Source organism: Streptomyces sp. CB01373, from assembly GCF_002803075.1.
Lineage (GTDB): Bacteria > Actinomycetota > Actinomycetes > Streptomycetales > Streptomycetaceae > Streptomyces.
Map to the genome: position 1 here is coordinate 62212 of NZ_NNBK01000004.1, position 18772 is coordinate 80983.

At 73.2% G+C, this 18772-nt stretch carries 15 protein-coding genes and 1 pseudogene; 4 read left to right on the plus strand and 12 right to left on the minus strand.

Going from position 1 to position 18772, the window contains the following annotated elements; genetic code table 11:
* Position 1: 1 nt before the first annotated feature.
* The 6 genes from CG719_RS07270 to CG719_RS07295 form a co-directional block, all read right to left on the minus strand.
* Positions 2-3871: a hypothetical protein gene (locus tag CG719_RS07270; protein WP_100567684.1), complete on the minus strand. Its 3870-nt coding sequence runs from the start codon at positions 3869-3871 to the stop codon at positions 2-4.
* Positions 3864-4682, minus strand: a complete 819-nt coding sequence (locus tag CG719_RS07275) for a polysaccharide deacetylase family protein (RefSeq protein ID WP_100567685.1) — start codon at positions 4680-4682, stop codon at positions 3864-3866. Before CG719_RS07275 ends, CG719_RS07270 begins: the two co-directional genes overlap by 8 nt.
* Positions 4679-5749, minus strand: coding sequence for a glycosyltransferase family 2 protein (locus CG719_RS07280; protein WP_100567686.1), 1071 nt, complete (start codon positions 5747-5749; stop codon positions 4679-4681). The genes CG719_RS07275 and CG719_RS07280 overlap by 4 nt, the downstream gene beginning before the upstream one ends.
* Complete coding sequence (locus tag CG719_RS07285; RefSeq protein WP_100567687.1) at positions 5746-6576, minus strand: glycosyltransferase family 2 protein; 831 nt, start codon at positions 6574-6576, stop codon at positions 5746-5748. The genes CG719_RS07280 and CG719_RS07285 overlap by 4 nt, the downstream gene beginning before the upstream one ends.
* Positions 6577-6969: 393 nt before the next feature.
* On the minus strand, positions 6970-8064 hold the full coding sequence (locus tag CG719_RS07290; RefSeq protein WP_100567688.1) for a GNAT family N-acetyltransferase: 1095 nt from the start codon (positions 8062-8064) through the stop codon (positions 6970-6972).
* Between the two features lies 1 nt (position 8065).
* Positions 8066-8491 (minus strand): hypothetical protein, encoded by a 426-nt coding sequence (locus CG719_RS07295; protein ID WP_234375480.1) that lies wholly within the window; start codon positions 8489-8491, stop codon positions 8066-8068.
* A gap of 259 nt (positions 8492-8750) precedes the next feature.
* Here CG719_RS07295 and CG719_RS07300 point away from each other — a divergent pair, with 259 nt between their 5' ends.
* The gene (locus CG719_RS07300; protein ID WP_100567689.1) at positions 8751-9560 is read left to right on the plus strand and encodes an SGNH/GDSL hydrolase family protein; all 810 of its coding nucleotides are present in this window, start codon (positions 8751-8753) and stop codon (positions 9558-9560) included.
* A gap of 106 nt (positions 9561-9666) precedes the next feature.
* Here CG719_RS07300 and CG719_RS07305 read toward each other — a convergent pair whose 3' ends face one another.
* The 3 genes from CG719_RS07305 to CG719_RS07315 all read right to left on the minus strand — a co-directional run bounded on the left by CG719_RS07305 (position 9667) and on the right by CG719_RS07315 (position 14514).
* Positions 9667-11175, minus strand: coding sequence for a nickel transporter (locus CG719_RS07305; protein ID WP_100567690.1), 1509 nt, complete (start codon positions 11173-11175; stop codon positions 9667-9669).
* Positions 11172-12830 carry a tetratricopeptide repeat protein gene (locus tag CG719_RS07310; RefSeq protein ID WP_100567691.1) on the minus strand — a complete coding sequence of 553 codons (1659 nt, stop codon included), beginning with the start codon at positions 12828-12830 and terminating at the stop codon, positions 11172-11174. The genes CG719_RS07305 and CG719_RS07310 overlap by 4 nt, the downstream gene beginning before the upstream one ends.
* A gap of 124 nt (positions 12831-12954) precedes the next feature.
* A complete protein-coding gene (locus CG719_RS07315; protein WP_100567692.1) occupies positions 12955-14514 on the minus strand; it encodes a DUF4331 domain-containing protein in 1560 nt (519 codons plus the stop codon).
* Positions 14515-14722: 208 nt separating this feature from the next.
* Here CG719_RS07315 and CG719_RS07320 point away from each other — a divergent pair, with 208 nt between their 5' ends.
* The 3 genes from CG719_RS07320 to CG719_RS07330 all read left to right on the plus strand — a co-directional run bounded on the left by CG719_RS07320 (position 14723) and on the right by CG719_RS07330 (position 16456).
* Positions 14723-15265 (plus strand): sigma-70 family RNA polymerase sigma factor, encoded by a 543-nt coding sequence (locus tag CG719_RS07320; protein ID WP_100567693.1) that lies wholly within the window; start codon positions 14723-14725, stop codon positions 15263-15265.
* A complete protein-coding gene (locus CG719_RS07325; protein WP_100567694.1) occupies positions 15262-16074 on the plus strand; it encodes an anti-sigma factor in 813 nt (270 codons plus the stop codon). The genes CG719_RS07320 and CG719_RS07325 overlap by 4 nt, the downstream gene beginning before the upstream one ends.
* Before the next feature lie 115 nt (positions 16075-16189).
* Positions 16190-16456, plus strand: a complete 267-nt coding sequence (locus CG719_RS07330; RefSeq protein ID WP_100567695.1) for a hypothetical protein — start codon at positions 16190-16192, stop codon at positions 16454-16456.
* Positions 16457-16498: 42 nt separating this feature from the next.
* On the opposite strand, the pseudogene CG719_RS36265 reads toward CG719_RS07330, so the two are convergent.
* From CG719_RS36265 to CG719_RS07345, 3 genes and pseudogenes are all read right to left on the minus strand, one after another.
* A pseudogene (locus CG719_RS36265) lies at positions 16499-16750 on the minus strand (CoA transferase); the annotation flags it as partial.
* A gap of 73 nt (positions 16751-16823) precedes the next feature.
* On the minus strand, positions 16824-17996 hold the full coding sequence (locus CG719_RS07340; RefSeq protein WP_100567696.1) for a type ISP restriction/modification enzyme: 1173 nt from the start codon (positions 17994-17996) through the stop codon (positions 16824-16826).
* Positions 17997-18022: 26 nt separating this feature from the next.
* Entirely contained in the window at positions 18023-18772 is a 750-nt protein-coding gene (locus CG719_RS07345) for a GntR family transcriptional regulator (protein WP_100567697.1), read from the minus strand.

The following is an 18772-nucleotide window of genomic DNA, read 5'->3' on the forward strand; positions in this document are numbered from 1 at the left end:
CTCAGCCGCCTCCCAGTGTCAGGAACCGCTGCACCAGCGATGCGAACAGCACCGCAAGCAGCGGCAGCGAGAACCAGAAGCTGCTCCGGAGCCACCGCAGCCGGCGCACACTGGGCCGCATCGCGACCCGGACGAGCTCCCGGGCCGTCAGCATCACCGTCAGCGCCAGCGCCGCGAGTCCGCCGGCCACCGACCACGGCGTCCACGTCACCTTCGGCCCGATCGGACCCGGATGCGGCTCGGGCACGGGACCGCCGGGCCGCTCGCGCAGCTCGTACAGGGTCACGTCGTCGTTGGCGAGAACCTTCCTCAGCTCGCGCCGGTCGTCGAGGTTGCGCACGAGCCGCGACTCCCAGGCGGCCGAGTAGCCCACGTCCATCCGCAGATACGTCACCTGGCTGCGGTTGATCATCAGGTACGCGTTGGGACCCGCGTCCTTCAGCGACTCGACCAGCCCGGAGACCAGCACCGGGTCGGCCGGCGCCAGGGTGGGCACGTAGTCGACGCGCTCCATGTCCCGCGCGCCCCACGGCATGGCCGGAGTGACGTTGGTGGCCGGGTCGTTGCTCAGCCACAGCAGCCGCACCGTCGGCCGGTCGTGGGCGTACACGTAGTCCATGGCCGCGACCTCGCCGGGCCGGATCCGCTCGAAGGTCTCGTTGCCCCACCGGGCGACCAGGAAGCCGCCCATCAGCAGCAGGCCCGCCATCAGCGCGGCCAGCGGCGCGAGGCTCACCCGGTCCTTGTCCCGTTCCTCCGCGGTGGCGCCGGTGCGCGGGAAGAGCGCGAGCGCGGCGAGCAGCGCGGCCCCGGGCAGCGCGAACATGAAGACCCGCAGCGCCATCTCGCCGCCGTAGGACTGCATGCCGAAGCCGAGGAACGGCACGAAGCTGAGCACCAGCAGCGACCGCTCCCGGTACTTGTGCTCGCGCCGCCGCCACCAGCCCCAGCAGGCGGCTGCCATCACGGAACCGGCCAGCAGCACGCGTGCGTACAGCACCAGTTGGTGGGTCGAGTCGCCGCCCTGGATGCGGCCCGAGACGGACGTCGAGACATTGCTGCCGACCCCGCCGACCCCGCCGAACAGCTCGTCGAAGTGCCCCGACCAGTACGGCTCGGCCATGAAACCCAGCCAGAAGGCCGCCATCACCGCGAACAGCACGGGCAGGCCGCGCAGTTCGGACCTGCGGACCAGGACCAGCACGGCCAGCACACCCAGCATCACGAACGGGGTGAGCTGGTGCGCCGGGACGCTCGCGGCGAACAGGCCGATCACCACCAGAAGCAGCACCGCCCGCTGTCGCCGGTCGGCCGGTTCCACCTCCGCCTCGCCCGGCCGCGCCGTGGTCCACAGCATCCGCGGCGCCCGGAACCAGACGAGGAGGATCGCCACGAACGCCAGGTACAGCAGATAGGTGAAGCCCTGCGGGGAGAAGTAGTCCTGGCCCACCCAGCCGCTGAGCACGAAGATCCACACACCGGTCCATCTGGCCCGCCAGCTCGCCCGCAGCGAACGGGTGAGCAGGAACATGGGGGGCAGGTAGAGCAGTTGGACGGTCAGCGGCCACCAGCGGATGACCTCGGTGAAGTCGCTCAGACCGCAGGCGCGGGCGACGAAGGCGGCCACCGCGAAGAACCCGGGCCAGCTCCACCGCGCGTCCAGGTCCGGCACGGCCGAACCGGTGCGGTCGATGAAGTCGATGAAACCGAGGTGCTGCCAGGCGGTGGCGAAGCGCGGCGCGCTCTCGATCACCGCGGGCAGCGCGTGCAGGGAGACGACGGTGGCGACCAGGGTGACCAGCAGCAGCGTCCGGTGCTCGCGGCGCAGCCACAGCAGCGCGGCGAACACCCCGGTCAGCAGCGCCGCGCCGGCCAGGGTCGGCAGCGGCAGCACCGAGATCAGGCCCAGGCCGCCCATCCGGTCCAGGTCGGAGTCGCCCAGGCGCAGCGCGGGCACCCAGTACAGCAGCAGCGCGGTGATCAGCAGGCAGCCGAGCAGGACACCGGCCCGGGTGGGGACGAGCCGCTCCCGCCAGGAGGGGCCGGGGCCGCCGCCCCGGGCGGGAAGGGACTCCTCCGCCGAGGCCTCTTCCTCCGGGGCCGCCGCCTCTACGACGGACCGGTCCACGGCCGCGGAGGCCGCCTCCGGTACGTCGGCCGAATCGCCGGTGGTGTGTGTCCCGTCCGGTACGACGGCACGCTCCTCCGTCCCGAACGGGGCGTCCACCTCCGGTCCGCCGGCCGGTCCCAGCTCCTGGACGGGCAGCCCCAGGGCCTGCGGCCCGTGCGGTCCGGCCGGCGGCCGGCCGGGGGCGTTGGCGGTGGTGCCGGCGGGCGGGGTGCCCGGTCCGGGCCGTACGTCCGGGCGGCGCTCCACGTGGTCGAAGTCGGCCTGGATACCCAGGGCGAGGGTGTCGGACTCCAGCGCCCAGGCGGGCGTCCGGTGCGGCGTGGTCCGGGCGGGGGCCTCGCGCGCCCCCAGATCGGCGAGGTCCCCGTCGGGTGCCGTGTCGTCGGGGACGCCCACGGCGGGCCCGGCCCTGACGGTCCGGTACAGCTTCGGCGCGGCGATCGCGACGATCACGGCGAGGCTGGAGATCTCCGCGACGCCGGCGCCGGTCAGCCCCATCCGGGGGAGCAGCAGCAGCGTCAGACCGAGCACCAGCGCGCACAACAGGCCCTGGAGCCAGGCCAGTCCGGCGGTACGGCTCTGGGCGCGCAGCACCGCGAAGTACGTCTCCATCACGACCCGCAGCAGCGCGCCGACGGCGAACCAGCGCAGCAGCGGGGTGGCGGCGTTGGCGTAGCCCTCGCCGAAGACGTGCAGGATGTACGGGGCCAGCAGGAACAGCAGCCCGCAGATGGGCAGCATGATGCGGGCCATCCGCTTCAGCGCGGCACGGGTGTTGGCGGCCAGCCGGGCCGGGTCGTGCGACCCCTCGACGGTCAGCGAGGCGCCCATGTTGATGGCGAGCAGGTTGACCGTGCCGCCGATCGTGGTGGTGATGTAGAAGTACGCGTTGTCGGCGGAGCTGACCTGCGCGGCGATGATCACCGGCACCAGGTAGACGACCGCGAGGGAGAACAGGGAGCCGGTGTAGTCGCCCGCCAGGAACCGCCCGAGCTCCTTCGCCGTCGGCGGCCGGGCGTGGTCCTCGGTGGCCCGTACGTGCCGGGGCACCAGGCGCCGGAACACCAGCCAGCCCAGCGGCACGATGGAGAAGGCGATCGCGGCGACCCAGGAGACGAAGACGCCGGTCGTCGGGATCGCGGCGGCCAGTCCCACCAGCAGGGCCAGTTTCACCGCCGAGAACGCGGTGTTGCCCACCGGGACCCAGGGCGCGCTGCGCAGTCCGGTCAGCACCCCGTCCTGGAGGGTGAGCAGGTTCCAGGCCATGACGGCGACGACGAAACCGAGACCGTGGGCGAGTCCGTGCAGGAAGCGGTACGACGGTCCCCACACGTCGAGGGTGAGCAGGAACACCCCGGCCGCGCACGCCACGATCACCGAACTGCCCATGTACGTGCGGGCGATGAGATGCCGTGTGGCACGGCCGGAGATAGGGATGAAGCGGGCCAGGGCGCCGGTGAGGGTGACCGCGGTCAGTCCGGCGAGGAGCTTCATGGCGGCGATGGCGGCCGAGCCCTGGCCGACGGCGTCGTCGGAGTAGTAGCGGGCGGCGACCAGCCAGTAGCCGAGGCCCAGCACCGCGGAGATCCCGGTGTTGAGCATCAGCGCGTAGGCGTTGCGGAACAGCGGGTTGCCGCCGGGGGACCGGCCCCGTCCGGGCAGTCGCAGACGGCGCCCCGGCTGCTCGGGCGCCTCCGGCCCGGTGGCCGATGCCTCGGTGGTGGTGGTCGTGTCAGACACGGGTACGGATGGCCTTCCGGCGGACCTGTCGGGCTCTGCGGACCATGGCGTAGCCCTTGGTGAGGGCGCGGTCCCTGGCGAAGTTGCGGGTGATCGCGCGGCCCTGGACGATCCGCTCGAACTCCTCGGTGGTCGTACTGCGGCGCACGGTGAGCCGCCGCAGGGCGTACGGGCCCTGACGCCGGCGGGCGAGGTCGTTGCCGACGGCGAGGGCCTGGGTGAAGCCGGCGGCCCGCACCAGGGTCCGCACCCGGTGGCTGGAGTAGCCGTAGGGGTAGGCGAACGAGGCCGGCACGGAGCCGAGTTCGGCGGCGACGACCTCCTTGCAGCGGATCAGTTCCGACCACAGGGTGTCGTCGTCGAGCTGGTCGAGCTGCGGATGGGTGTGGCTGTGCCCGCCGATCTCGACCCCGCCGGCGGCGAGTTCGCGCACCTGGTCCCAGTCGAGCATGGTGTCCAGGCCGCCTCCGGTGTCGTGGGCGCCGCGGATCCAGCCGGTGGAGACGAACAGCGTGGCGGGGAAGCCGTAGTGGTCCAGCGTCGGCAGGGCGTAGCGGTGCACGCCCTCGTAGCCGTCGTCGAAGGTGATCAGGACGGGGTTCGCGGGCAGTGGGGGCAGGCCGGTGCCACGCCAGTGCCCTGCCAGCCGGGCCGTGGTGACCGGCTGGAAGCCGCGGTCCTTGAGCACGGCCATCTGCTCCCCGAACGCCTCCGGCGTCACGGACAGTTCCCGGGTGGCCTCGTTGGGCTCCGCCGAGACCGCGTGGTACATGAGCACGGGCACGGGGGGCACGCCGGCACGGCCGTTCATACGGAAGATCCCTCCTCGTTCCGCCCGGCCGTCCCGCCGGGCGGGGCCGGCGCGGTCCTTCCGCCGGGCGGGGTCTGGGCGGCCCCTTCGATCCCGGACACCGAGAACGTCGTGCCGGTCCGCCGCGCCCTGGCGGTGCCGACGGCGTAGCCGCTCGCGGCGGTGAGTACGCCGGCGACGATCGCGCCGGCGCGGCCCGCGGCGCCCGGGCGGGCCAGCAGGGCGTCCCGCAGCCCGCGGGCCAGACCGGCGGGCAGCACCCGGGTGGTGTAGCGGCGCTCGGACTCGAGGCCCTTGGCAGCGCCGACGCTCCGCGCGACCAGCGCCTTCGACAGGCCCTCGGCGTAGACGCGGGTGCGGAAGTAGCGGAAGTGCTGGCGTGCCTCGGGCACCCGGTGGTGGATGACCGCCCGGTCGTCGATCAGGAGGACCGCGTCGGGCCGGGCCCGGGTGAGCCGGATGCACAGCTCCGTCTCCTCGCAGCCCAGGGGCCGCTTGTCGCCGTCGCGGCCGATCCCCGTGGCGAAGCCGCCCGCCGCGTCGAACGCCGTGCGCCGGAAGGAGGCGTTGCCGCCGAGCACGTTGCGCACCCGGACCCGGCCCGGCGGCAGGCCGCGGTAGGTGCAGCCCACCACCCAGTCGAACTCCTCGGGGAACCAGGCCGGCCGGCGGCCCGACGCCCAGACCGGGACCGTCCGGCCGCCGATCGCCATCACGCGCGGGTCCGCGTACCCCTCGGCGAAGTGCCGCAGCCAGTCCCGCTCGGCCACGGCGTCGTCGTCGAGGAAGGCGACGACCTCGCCGCGGGAGGCGGCGATACCCGTGTTGCGGCCGGCGGACAGGCCGCGCGGACCGGCGTTGGCGAGCACCCGCACCTCGCCGCCGCCCAGGTCCTCCGCGTACTCCTCGGCCAGCCTCGCCAGCAGTGCCGGGTTGTGGTCCACCACCAGGAGGATCTCCAGGGCCGGCCGGGACTGCGCCCGCACCGAGGAGACCGCCGCGAGGATGTCCTCCCAGCGGTCCTCGGTGTAGACGCAGATCACGACGGAGATGCCGAGACCGCTCAAGACGCCTCTCCCCGCACCGCGTCGAGCATCGGCGACCGGCGGATCCGGCGCGCCTCGCGGCGCAGTTCGCGCCGGTTGGAGCGCTCCCCGAGGATCACCTTCAGCACCCGCAGCCCGTCCCGCACGGCACGCAGATTGCTCATGCCGTGGATGCGCAGGTACTCGTGGCTGGGGATCTCCTGCACCTTCAGCCCGGCCTTGACCACTCTGATGTTCATCAGCGTCTCGACCTCGAAGCCGGTGCAGTCCAGCTCGATCTTGTCCAGGCAGTGCCGCCAGAACGCGTTGTACCCATAGCACAGATCGGTGTAGCGGGCGCCGAACTTCTGGTTGACCACGGTGCACAGGGCCCAGTTGCCGAGCTTGCGGATGAAGGTCATGTCGTCGGTGCCGCCGCCGTTGGCGAACCGGGAGCCCTTGGCGAAGTCCGCGCCCGAGACCAGGGCGGAAACGTAGGAGACGATCTCGCCGCCGTCGGCCGATCCGTCCGCGTCGACCATCACGATGATGTCGCCGGTGCACTCCTCGAAGCCGGTGATCAGGGCATCCCCCTTGCCCTTGCCGCGCTGCCCGACGACCTTCACCTCGGGCCACAGTTCCCGTGCCACCTCGACGGTGTCGTCGGTGGAGTTGCCGTCCACGAGAACCACTTCGTGGATCCAGTCCGGAAGCGTCTTGAAGACGTAGGGCAGGTTCTCCGCCTCGTTCATGGCGGGGATCACCACGCTCACCGGCGGGGTGATGGCCAAGTGCGAGGAGATGGGCCGGTATTCCGCGGCGAGCGTCGGATCCTGTTCCGACGAAGGCGAGCGCAGAACGGAACTCATGACTGGTCTTCCCTCTCGTCCGGCGGACCGCCCACACCTCGGGCGGCCCGGCTGTGTATCCGGTTCGAAAGGGGGGTTGATCACCCGGGGCGCGCCGGAACGGTTCTGTCGGACACGCCGGGTGAGCTGGCAAAGCTGTCCGGCGTGCCGCGGAACGGCAGCCGGTCGCGCGGCACGGCTCGGTCACACCTGCGGTCACCGAGCACGGCACCCCCCTACCGCGCTCCGCGCCAGAACGTCCCGGCCCCTGAGCCCTCCCCTTGAGCCGCTTGCAGACGGTCCGATGCGGGTGAGATGTACGACGGTATTGACGATTGCACCAGTATGGCAAGACCTGGAACCAGGTCTCACGTTTTTGTTGGTTTTGTCGTAACGCGACCCTGTGCGTGCTGTTCAGTGCCTGGAGCGGATTTGTCCGATGCGCTTCAGAGCCCGGTCCGCGGGCTCGAACAGCTCCGGCCGCGACAGCACCGCGTTGCGCAGCGCCCGGACCGGGGCGCGGCGCGCCCGGTGTCCGACCGCCACCGGGTGACGTCGTGTCACCCACCCCTCGGACACGTTGAGTTCGCGTGTCTTCAGGGAGTCCTTGTACTCCTTCTGGCCCCGGCCGAGATCCAGGTACGCGATGCCGTCGGCGGCAGCCGCCTCGGCCATGCGCAGATGCAGGACCAGTCCCGGGGAGAACTTCGCGTACGCCGGGTCGTAGGCCGGGAACCAGCAGGCCAGCACTCGTTCGGTGCGCAGTCCGAAGTGGGCGGCGACCGGCCGGCCGTCCGCGTACAGCACCGACAGAATGCCCGCGAAGGGGTCCGAGCGGGTGTGGAAGAGCCGCGTGACCAGGCGGTTGATCCACTCGGAGGCGAAGCGGTCGCTGCGCCCGGTCCGCCGGTACTGGGCGGACTTCCAGGCCATCAGCCGGCGCAGTGCGGCGGGGTCGCGCTCGTCGTGGACGTAGCGCACCGGGCCCGCGTCGCGGCCCAGCTTCCGGTCCTTGGCGAGCGTGGTCCGGGTGAACTTCGGGGAACGGTCCCGCAGTTCGCGCAGATAGGTGTCGTACCCCTGGTCGATGTCCATGACCGGGGACGGGAAGGTGCCGGAGGCTCCCGCCTCGAACGGCTCCTGGCCCGCCACCAGGTGGTCGAACTCCCAGACGGCCAGCGAGCAGGCCCGCAGCAGCTCACGGGCGTCCCAGGTGAAGCCGGGCCGGTGGACCAGGCCCTGGCAGTCGGAGACGCCGAGCCCGACGGCCCGGCCGACGCCGGTGGCCGATCTCTGGAACGGGAAGAACGCGGCGGGCTCGCCGTCCTCGCGGATCACCGCGATCCGCACGCCGCGTCTGCACCGGCCCACCGCGAGCGCGAACTCGGGGGACAGGAAGGGGTTCGCCAGCTCCTCCGCGCCGTGCAGATGAGCCTTGGACTGCATCGCGGTCCACGCCGCCCGGTCGGCGGCCGTCAGCTCGCCGGGGCGGTACACGCTGATGTCCACGTCAGGAGCCCTGTCTTCTCGCCGTACGGCCGCGCCCGCGCCGCACCAGAACCAGCAGGAGAACGAGGGAGCAGAACGCGGTGACGGCCAGCAGTCCGCCGCCGACGGACCACCGGTGCACGGCGAGCATCCCCTGGGCGACCAGCATGTCGAGGGCGACCGCGCCCGCGACCGAGGCGAGGGCGCGGCCGAAAGGATCCAGCCCGCGCAGCGCGGCGGCGATGGCCGCGGCCGGCGCCGCGAGCAGGAAGAACAGCGTCAGCGGGCCGCGCAGTGGAGAGCCGGAGCCGGTGAGCGCGAGCAGCGCGCCGGTCCCCCCGGCCGTCGTCGCGGCGCCCGCGAGCAGCGGTGTCAGGTCCCTCCCCGGACCCGGCCGCGCCCGCTGTGTGCCCGGTGTCGCAACTGACTTGATGCGTATGGTCTGCATTGGCGACTTTGCCCCCCGAAGCGCCGGATGCCGGGCTTCAATGTCGCGCAGCCCCGCTGCCGCGTCAAGACGCGGAGGCGGCCGTACGGGTTCACGCGCGCCCGCGCGCCCCTCTTGAGCGTCCGGTTCCATACCTCCCAACCCACTTGTGCCACAGCGGATTTCGTTGATCGTTGGAAAGTTTTGGCATGGACACTTCCTGTCAACACGCGTAGCTGCTACCACGGTTACGGCAGAGATCCTGCTAAAGGGAGGTTCCATGAGACGAAGTTCCCGAATTTCCGCCTATGTCGGCTCTCTCCTCCTGACCCTCGCCCTCGCCCTGACCGGGGCGACGACGGCGCAGGCGTCCCAACTGGCGGCGACCGGGCCGTATGTGGCCCTCGGCGACTCCTACTCCTCCGGTGTGGGCGCCGGCAGCTACATCAGCTCCAGCGGCAGTTGCAACCGCAGTACGAACGCGTACCCCTACCTGTGGAACGCCGCCCACTCCCCGTCCTCGTTCTCGTTCAACGCCTGCTCGGGCGCCAGGACCGACGACGTGCTGGCCAACCAGCTCGGCTCGCTCAACTCCGCCACCGCCCTCGTCTCGATCACCGTCGGCGGCAACGACGCGGGATTCTCCGACGTCATGACGACCTGTGTGCTGCAGTCCGACAACGACTGCATCTCGCGGATCAACACCGCCAGGGCGTACGTCGACTCGACGCTGCCCGGCAAGCTGAACAACCTCTACTCGACGATCAGCGCCAAGGCCCCCAACGCGCGCGTGGTCGTCATCGGCTACCCCCGCTTCTACCTGCTCGGACAGCTCTGCCTGGGCCTCAGCGAGGCCAAGCGCTCCGCCATCAACGGCGCCGCCGACTACATCGACGCCGCCACCGCCAAGATCGCCGCGAACCACGGCTTCGTCTTCGGCGACGTCCGCACCACCTTCACCGGCCACGAGATCTGCTCCGGCAGTTCCTGGCTGCACAGCGTCAACTGGCTCAGCATCGGCGAGTCGTACCACCCGACGGCGGCCGGCCACTCCGGCGGCTACCTCCCGGTGTTCACCAAGGCCGCCTGACCCACCGTCACCACCAGGCCGTCTTCCCGGCCCGAAGCGGAGACTCCCGCCCGCAGGGGTCTCCGATTCGGGCCGATCCGTTCCGGGACCCCCGGACGACGACGGCTCAGCCCAGCGCCGCCGCCGCCCCCTTGAGCATCAGCCCGGCTCCCAGCGCGACGACCACGCAGGCCGACCCGAGCGGCGCGGACCTGCGCACCAGAGCCGCCGCCGGGCCCGCGGTCCAGCGGGGCCGCCCGTCCAGCAGCCGGTTCATCCCGCTGCCCAGCCTGACCACGGCGAACCCGGCCGCGGTGAGGGTCAGGGCGAGCCCGACGCCGTACGCCACCACGAGCAGCAGCCCGAACCAGGCCTGCCCCATCGCCGCCGCGCCCACCAGGACCACCACGGCCGACGGACTGGGCACGAGCCCGCCGGCGAAACCCAGGAGCAGGGTGCCGCGGAGCGTGGGGACGGCGGGGTGGGTGTGGGTGTGGCCGCCGTGGGTGTGTTCCAGGCCGTGGTCGTGATCGTGGCTGTGGGTGTGCCCGTGTCCATGACTGTGCCCATGCCCATGCCCATGCCCGTGGCTGTGCCCGTGGTCGCGGTGGCGCCAGGCGCGGCGTACGAGGGCGGCGCCCCCCAGGGTGACCAGGACGCCGCTCGCGATGCCCAGCCAGGCGATCACCGACGGCGCGGCCGCGGAACCGGCGGCGACCAGCAGCCCGAGGGCGACCACGCCAAGAGTGTGCGTGACGGTCACCGAGGCGGCCAGCGGCAGCACGTCCCGCATACGGGCCCGGCCGCCCCGCGCCGCAGCCATCGCCGCCATCACGGTCTTGCCGTGGCCGGGGGCCAGAGCGTGCAGGGCGCCGAGCCCGACCGCGACGGCCAGGGCGAGGGCGGCGAAGCCGAGGGTGAGGTCGTGCCGGGCGACCAGGTCGTCCAGGGCCCGCGTCCAGCGGTCGGCGCCGCGGGGCAGCACGGAGGCGGCGGGCGCGTCGCGCCGGTCGTCGGCGAGCGCGGGGCCGCCCGGCCGCACCCGCAGGGACGCGGCGGCGGTGTCGGCGGGGGAGGACAACAACTGCGCCGGATAGCCGGTCAGTTCATGCGACACGGAGGTCGTCGGCACGTCGGACGCGGTGAGCGTCATCCGGTCGCCGCGTGCCGTGATCTCCCGCCAGCCGGGCCCGGACGCCGCCTCCGCGCCCCGGAAGCCGACGGCGACGGTGGCGTCCTCGGGCAGCGGCGCGCTCAGCCCGCACTCCACCCGGAGGGTGTCGAGCCCCGCCTGGCCGGGGCGCACGCGCGCGTGGCTGCTGTGCGCGGTGAGCGCGACCCCGCGTCCGTCGACGGTGACGGCGCTGTCCCGCGCGGCCTTCTCGCACCGCTGCCGGGCCCACGCGGCGAGGCCGGTCCGCTCGATGTCCGGCTTGGCCTGGGTCGCCGGGATCTCGGCGAGGTCCTCGACGTGTTCCACGCGGAGCGCGCCGGGGGAGGCGACCAGTCCGTCGTAGCGGTTGACGGTGAAGTTCCCGAGCGGGTGGGCGCTCGCGGCGCCGGCCGGGACGAGGACGAGCGCGCAGGCCGCGGTGAGGGCGGCCGCGGCGGCGCGGAGCGTACGGAGGTGCTTCACCGTGCTGCCTCCAGGGACTTCAGGGCCGTACGTGCGGCACGGGCTCCCAGCGGCGAGAAGCCCGGGTTCAGCCGCAGGGCGGCGGTCAGGTGGGTGCGGGCGTCGTCGTCGTGGCCGGTGGCGCGCTCGATCATGCCGCGGTGGTAGAGGAGCGCGGCGTTGCGGTAGCCGGTGGCCGTGGCCTGCCGGGCGTGGGTGAGGGCCTCCTGGGCGCGGCCGTTCCGGTACAGCGCCCAGGCGAGCGCGTCCGCGGTGTGCACGGTGTGCCGGCGGGCCCACTCGGCACGGGCCGCGCGCAGCGCCGCCCCGGTGTCGCCGTGGTCGGCCGCCGCGAGCGCGGTGTCGAGGTCCGCGTTGACGCCGCCCGCGCGGGCGAGCGCGATCCAGGCGTCGACGAGGGCGTACTGGTTCTCCGCCTCCGCCCGGTCCCCGGTGGCGGCGCGGGTCTCGTACAGCTCCCCGAGTTCGACGAGCGGACCGGGCAGCGGGTAGCGGGAGACGACGTCCTCCAGGTCCCTGACGGCGTCGGCGCGGTCACCGCTCGCCGCCCGGGCGCGGGCGCGGCCCTCCAGAGCGGGCAGGTAGCCGTCGTCGGCGGCCAGGGCCCGCGCGTAGTGGCCGAGGGCTTCCTTGTACTCACCCTGGTTCCAGGCGAGTTGGCCGAGCTGGGTGGCGACGTAGGCGATGTCGCCGCGGGCGGTGGCGGAGGCGAGCGCCTGCTCGAGGACGCGGCGGGCGGTGGTGACGTCGCCGCGCAGTTCGCGCACGTAGGCGTAGCGCGTGAAGACCGGTACGCCCGGGCGCCGGGCGTCGGCGGTGTCGGCGGCCTCGGACGCCTCGTCGTACCGGCCGAGTTCCACGAGGGCGTCGATACGGGAGCACAGGGCGCGTTCGCTGTAGGGGTTCTGCTTCAGGGCCCGGTCCGCGTGGGCCAGGGCGCCGGCGAAGTCGTGCCGGGCGGCGGCGAGGGCGGCGCGGCCGGCGAGGGCCTGTTCGTTTTTGGGCGCCAGCTCCAGCGACCGTGCCAGCGCCTTCTCGGCCTGCGGGTACCGCGCGGGGTCGCCCTTGGTCCGCGCCTCCTCGACGTAGGCGAGCCCGAGGGCGGCCCATCCGCCGTGGTCCTTGGGCTGCGCCCGGAGATGCGCCTGAAGGGATGCGACGTCGGCGCCGCGACTTCCGCCGACGAGCGGTTCCGGCGCACCGGCCGCGTGGCCGGCCGCCCCACGGCCGTCCCGCGCCGCCCCCACGGCCAGAGCGCTCCCGGTCATGACCACGGCCAGCAGCACCACCATGCCGGCCATCGGCCCCCACCGCCGCCGACGCCCCTTCCCGCCGCCGCGCCCGTCCAGGGGTGCCGGAGCGGTGACGGTGTTGCCGTGGGGGTCTTCGGCCCCGCGTTCCCGCGCGGCGGTGGTGCCGTCCTGCGAACCTTCGGCCTCGCGCTCGGCGGGGGTGGCGGGGGCGTCGTCCCGCGGGTCTTCGGCTCCGGGCTCCGCCGGGGCCGTGGGGGTGTCCTCGTGCGGGTGTTCGCGGTGGTCCTCCCTCGGCGGGGCCGCCGGGACACGGTCGTGCTCCGGGGGTCGGGGTTCCGGGGGCGGCGTCGGGCCCGTGGCGTGTTCGTCGTTCGAAGGGGTGGGGTCGTCGCGCCGGGCCATGCCCTCTCCTTGGTCGCCTCAGTGGTTCGGGCCGTGTCCGAGGTACGGCCGTGGGGTGGGCGGCGCGGCCCGCGTCGTGGGGGATGGGTGGAACGCGGACCGCGCCGGTCGGTGGGGGTGTGGGTCAGTACGCGCGCTGCGAGCGGCGGCGCCACCAGGACAGGCCCGTGCCGAGCAGCAGGACTCCGGCCGCTCCCGCGGCCGCCGAACCGGCCATCAGCATCGTGTCGCCGGAGCCGCCCTTGGGCCGCAACGCGTCGGCCAGCCCGCTGCGCACGTCCGCGCTCGTGCCCGCGGCGGCCCGTGCCTGCGAACCGGACGCCGGCTCGGCCACGTACGGGAAGGAGTTCTCGAACTCCCTGTCGTTCGCGTCGACCCCGTCGCTCAGGTCGTTCTTGGCGCCGAGCAGCGCGCCCTCCATCACCAGGAGCGCGGCGTCGACCACGTCGTCGCTGAGCCGGCGGCCGTTCGGGAAGCCCGCGGTGTCGCCGTCGAGGACGCCAAGACGCTTCGGGTGCGGGCTCGGCGCGATCGAGGTGTTCAGCCGCAGCTGCTCCGAAGGCCTCACGTACGGCGGCTGGTTGAGGTCCTTCACGCCCTTGAGGAACACCTCCACGAGATCGTCGCGCGGCTCGGCGGGCGCCTTGATGTCGTAGATCTGCTCGATGAGCTTCGGCAGCTCGGGATGGGTGACGTTCCCCAGGAACTGCGCGTCGCCGTCCGGCGAGGACGCGTTGAACGTGTCCTTGTCCTTCTGCGGGTTGACGACCTCGTTGACGAGCGGGTTGCCCAGGCGCGAGACCTGCGTGAAGGCGCCGCGGGCGTTCTTGCGCTGCGTCGTCGACCAGATGCCCACAACCGGCTGCCCGGCCGACTGGCGGATCAGGTCGTTCGGCACCTGGAGGGCGATCGTATTGACGTTGTAGCCGGCGAGCGTGTCGTTGCCGACCTCGGAGAGGTCACCGCCGTACAGCAGGTCGAAGACGCGCAGGTCCGCGAAGAACGGGTCGTCGGCCTGTCCGGCGAACGTCGCCGCGCCCGCCGCCGTCCGGTGGACGGCCTGCTTGCGCAGTTCGCCGTAGTCCGGCATCGACGCCTTGCCGACGTTCGACGGTGCCACCGGCACAGCGTCCGCCAGCCGTGTCCTGGACACCTGCCTGTGGTGGCGGAACTTGATCAGGTCGACGTCGTAGGTCTGGGTCACGTTCAGGTTCGGGTCGTCCAGGCTGTGCACCGGACCCGTGTTGTAGAGGAACGTGTTCTTGTTCTTGACGTGCGTCCTGAACGTGTACCGGAAGATCAGGTCGCTCTGCGCGTCACCGTCGTTGTCGATGTGCAGGTCGTACTGGGCGTCGTCCGCGAACGTGTAGAAGTTCGGACCCCCGGCCGGCTCCTCGAACGGTATCCAGTTCGCCACGATGGTCGTCGTGTCGGGCTTGTCCGGACTGACGAACGCGTACAGGTCCGTGTTGTCGTACTGCGGTGTGCCCGAGATGAGCGGCGCCTCCCGGTGGCTGGAGGCCGCGGCCCGCCCGGGTTCGAGCACGGCCGTGCCGGCGGCCGCGAGACTTCCGGCGGCCAGCGCGCCGCAGAGGAGAGAGGCGAGGCCTCTGCGTCCCTCCCCGGGAGCCGAACGCCTGGGGGCGCCCCCGCCGCGCCTGGGGAGACTGGGGAAACTTGTCATGCCGATCCGTCCTCAGTGCCGACTTGCCTGTCGCATGGGGATTCGGAGACCGGGCCGGTCCGGATGGGTCCGTCACCGGATTTCTTTTCTTCCGGTCCGACCCGCGTTTTCGGCCCGCCGATCCGTACCTCTTCAGAGGGGCGCGCACGCAGCACGCCCCGCGTGCGCGAGGACGGGCCCACTGCGGCCGGCGGAGAGGGGACGGCGGGTGGAGGCGGACGAGCTTCTGGTGCTCGTGGCGGGGGGCGACCACAACGCGTTCGAGGAGCTGTACGGGCTGGTGTCCGGGCCCATCTACGGCCTGGTGCGGCGCGTGGTGCGCGACCCCGCCCAGTCCGAGGAGGTCGCGCAGGAGGTGCTGCTCGAACTGTGGCGCTCCGCCCCGAGGTTCGACCCCGGACGGGGCAGCGCCCTGTCCTGGGTGCTCACCCTCGCCCACCGCCGCGCCGTCGACCGGGTGCGCAGCGCCCGCGCCGCGGGCGAGCGGGAGCAGCGCGAGGCCGCGCGCGCCGCGTCGCCCGCCTTCGACCACGTCGCCGAGGAGGTCGAGGCAGGCCTGGAACGCGAGTGGGTACGGCGCTGCCTGGACCGCCTCACCGCCCGGCAACGCCAGTCCGTCACCCTCGCCTACTACGACGGCTATACGTACCGTGAAGTGGCCGAGCGGCTGTCCCTGCCGCTGGGCACGGTCAAGACGCGGATGCGCGACGGGCTCATCCGGCTGCGTGAATGCCTGGGATGTGCCGCATGAGCCTGCTCGACCGCCTGCTGCGACGCGAGGACCCGCACTCCCTCGCAGCGCCCTACGCCCTCAACGCGCTGGAACCGGCCGAACGGGTCCGCTTCGAGAAGCACCTGCGGAACTGCCCCGCGTGCGCCACCCAGGTGCGGGCCCTGGCCGAGGACGCGGTGCGTCTGGCCCGGTCCACCGCTGTACCGGCGCCCGCCGCGCTGCGCGAGCGGGTGCTGGCCGCGGTGCGCGACATCCCTCAGGACCCCGCGCCGGCGCGGGAGCGCACGCCCCAACTGCCGCCGCACGTCTGGGGCACCCGGCCGCCGCCCACGCGCACCCGTGCGCCCCGGCCGCGCCCCCTGTTCGTGCCGTTCGCCACGGTGACGGCCGCCGCGGCCCTCGTCGTGGCGGCGCTCTTCGCCGTCCAGGCGAACCGGACCCAGGATGAACTGGCGGCCCAGCAAAACCGCGCACGTGAGATCGACCACGTCCTCGCCGCACCGGACACACGGGCCGCCACCAGCCTGGACGCGCAGGGCCGCAGTATAGGAGTGATCGCTTCCGCCTCCCGGGGACGGGCCGTGGTGACCCTGGGCGGGTACGCGGACCCGCCCAGCGGCCGAGTGCGCCAACTGTGGGTCATGCGCCCCGGCGCGCCACCGCGCTCCCTCGGCCTGTTCGCGGATGACGCGCCCCTGGTCGTCGTGGGTCTCACCCGGTCGGCTGCATCACTGGCCGTGACAGTGGAGCCCGACGGGGGGTCACCTCAGCCCACTACGCAACCAATTGTTCAACTCGCCTTGAAATCTGTCGGATTCGGAGAGTAATCGTCAACACCCCTCCAGGGAAGGTGAATCCTGGCACCGCGATACACGAGTGCCCCAACGGGGCGATAGGGTTACCCTGCCCGGGCCGGGTGGACTCGTACGGGTGGGGAGTGACATGGAGCAGATAACAGTGCGCAGCAGGGCCAGGATCCCTGCGATCACTTGCGGGAGCAGCGCGACCAGCTCGCGTCTCGACCGCCATCTGTCGGTGCTGGCCGGCCCAGCCGTGCCGCAGCGGGAGACGGCCGAGGCGACGTCGCTGATGCGCGAGCTGACCGCACGTGGTCCGCACGACCGCACGGGCAGGCGCGCCCGGGTCCACCGCGTGTCGCTGTTCGCACCGCTGCGCCGGCTGCGCCGCTCGCTGTTCGGCGCGCGCTGAGTCCCGGTCGGCGGCCGCCAAGCCGGCTCGTCCGACCCGCGTTCAGACCATCACGCCGTCCCGGCGCGGCGCCGCGATCCCGCCGTCCGTCATTCCCGCGGCACGCGGCGCCCCAGTGTGCTGTCCGAGCGCGGGTACTTCCCCGTGCCCGGCCCGGTCCCGCCCGGCAGCGTGATCGGCGGCAGCGGCGCCCTGAGCGGCCGACCGGCGTCCCCACCTCCCGCCACCGCTCCCGGGCCGCCGGTACACGTCCCTCGGACACACGCAGGCGATGCCCGCGCCCTCCAGCCGGGCGCCGTCATGGCCCTGTACAACTACGTCCCCCCCGGCAAGGGACGGGTTCGCGCCGCGCGGCTGAGGCAGCCCCTCAGAGCAGGGCGAACTGACCCTCCGGGCCCTCCTCGCGGTGATCGAGGACCGAGGCCGGGCGGCGGGCCGCAGCCGGTACCGGCAGGATTCCCGCGGCGCGCAGGCCGGTCGCGGTGATCGGCGCCGTCACCGTCAACGCCTCGCGCAGCGGCCGGAGTTCCGCCAGCAGGGCGAGGACCGTGATCAGCTCCAGCAGCTCGGACGTCCACGCCTGCGGCCAGGTCGCGGGCCGGACGGCCGCGAGGGTGCCCGGTTCGCCCTGGGCGGTCCTGGCGGCGAACCACTGCTCCAGGACCCGCTCCGAGCCGGCCTCGAAGTCCCAGGCCTGCGGCGGGACGGGGGAGACGCGGCCCTCGTCGAGGTGCAGGGTCTCCTCGTCGCGGTCGTAGCTCAGGGTCAGCGGGCGTGCGGGCAGCGGGGCACGGACGTAGGGGCGGCGGCCGCCGGGAAGTTTGGGGCGCTCGCCGTCGCGGCGCATCAGCCACAGCGTCCTGCGGCCCAGTTCCACTCCGGCCGCCCAGACCCCGGCGTCCCCGGTGAGCGGGACCACCGGGCCGTCAGGGCCGGGGCGGGCCGCCGCGAGCGTCCAGGCGAGGACGTCCTCCGGGGCGGGGCGGTGCCCGAGACGGGCGGTGAGGTGGTCCAGCAGGCCGGGCGCCAGGTTCGGTTCCGCGGCCGCCGGACGGCGGTACAGGGGCCGGACGCGGCCCGGGCGCAGGAGGGGGAGCAGGGACGTCGCCAGCAGGGGCGGTCCGGTGCCGGACGCGGCGGCGGTCTCCGCCACGAAGACCTGACGCGCGTCCGCCACCCGCCACAACTCGGGCCGGGCCGCGTCGATCAGACGGTGGTCGGGGATCAGCCACTGCTCGTCGAAGGGCGCCACGAGCACACGGGCCGGCTCCGGACAGGGCCCGGAGGCGCGGATCAGCCTCTCGGTGCCGCCGGACCGGCCCGGCAGCTGCCCGACGGCCGTGTACGGCGTGCGCGAGCGCGTCGGCTCGAACAGGGCCTCCCGGCCGGGGCCCCGGGCCTTCAGCAGGGCCTCCCAACGGGCTTTGAGCGAGCCCGCGTCGGGGGCCACCGGCCACCCCCGGCCCAGCCGCGGCGGTGCGACGGACCACGGCATGAGGTCGGCCAGCGGCGGAGCGTCGTGGTGCGTCACGCCGGGCATCGTACGACCTGTCCCGGGCGGCCGGGTCAGGTTGCGTCGAGGGTGACCGAGAAGGAGAAACGGTCCCCCCGGTAGTGGATCACCGCCACGTCCAGCGGCCGCCCCGCCGTGTCGTAGGTGATCCCGGTGTAGTGCAGGATCGGGCTGAGCAGCGGGACGCGCAGCAGCCGCGCCGTCTCCGGATCGGCCAGCCGGGCCTCGACGGTGTCCGTGATCCGGCTGATGTCCGCGCCCGCCACGTCCCGCAGCACCTTGGTCATCGGCCACCGCACCAGATCCTCCGGCGCCATCCGGCGGGCCAGCTCCGGACGGACGTAGTTGCGGGCGTGGTTGGTCGGCTCACCCGTCTTCTCGTCGCCGCGCAGCCGGTGGTACGCCGCCACCTCGTCCAGACCGGGGAAGAACTCGGCGAGTTCGGCGGGCACCGGCTCCGTGCCGTGGGCCAGCAACTCGGTGGTCATGCCGGACTGCTGGGCCACGATGGCGTCCACCGAGCCCAGCAGCCGCACCGGGGCGCCCCGCCGGGCACCGGGCTCGATGAACGTGCCGCGCCGCCGGTGCCGGGTGATCAGCCCCTCGTCCTCCAGCTCCTTCAGAGCCTGACGCATCGTCAGCACACTCACCCCGTAGTGCCCCGCCAGTTGTTCCTCGGTGGGCAGGCGCAGCGGGTCCTGGGGTGAGCGGCCGAGGATCGAGGCGCGCAGCGACTGCGACACCTGGTACCACAGCGGCAGCTTGCGGTTCAGCACGATCGAATCCGGAGCGAAGGAGGTCAC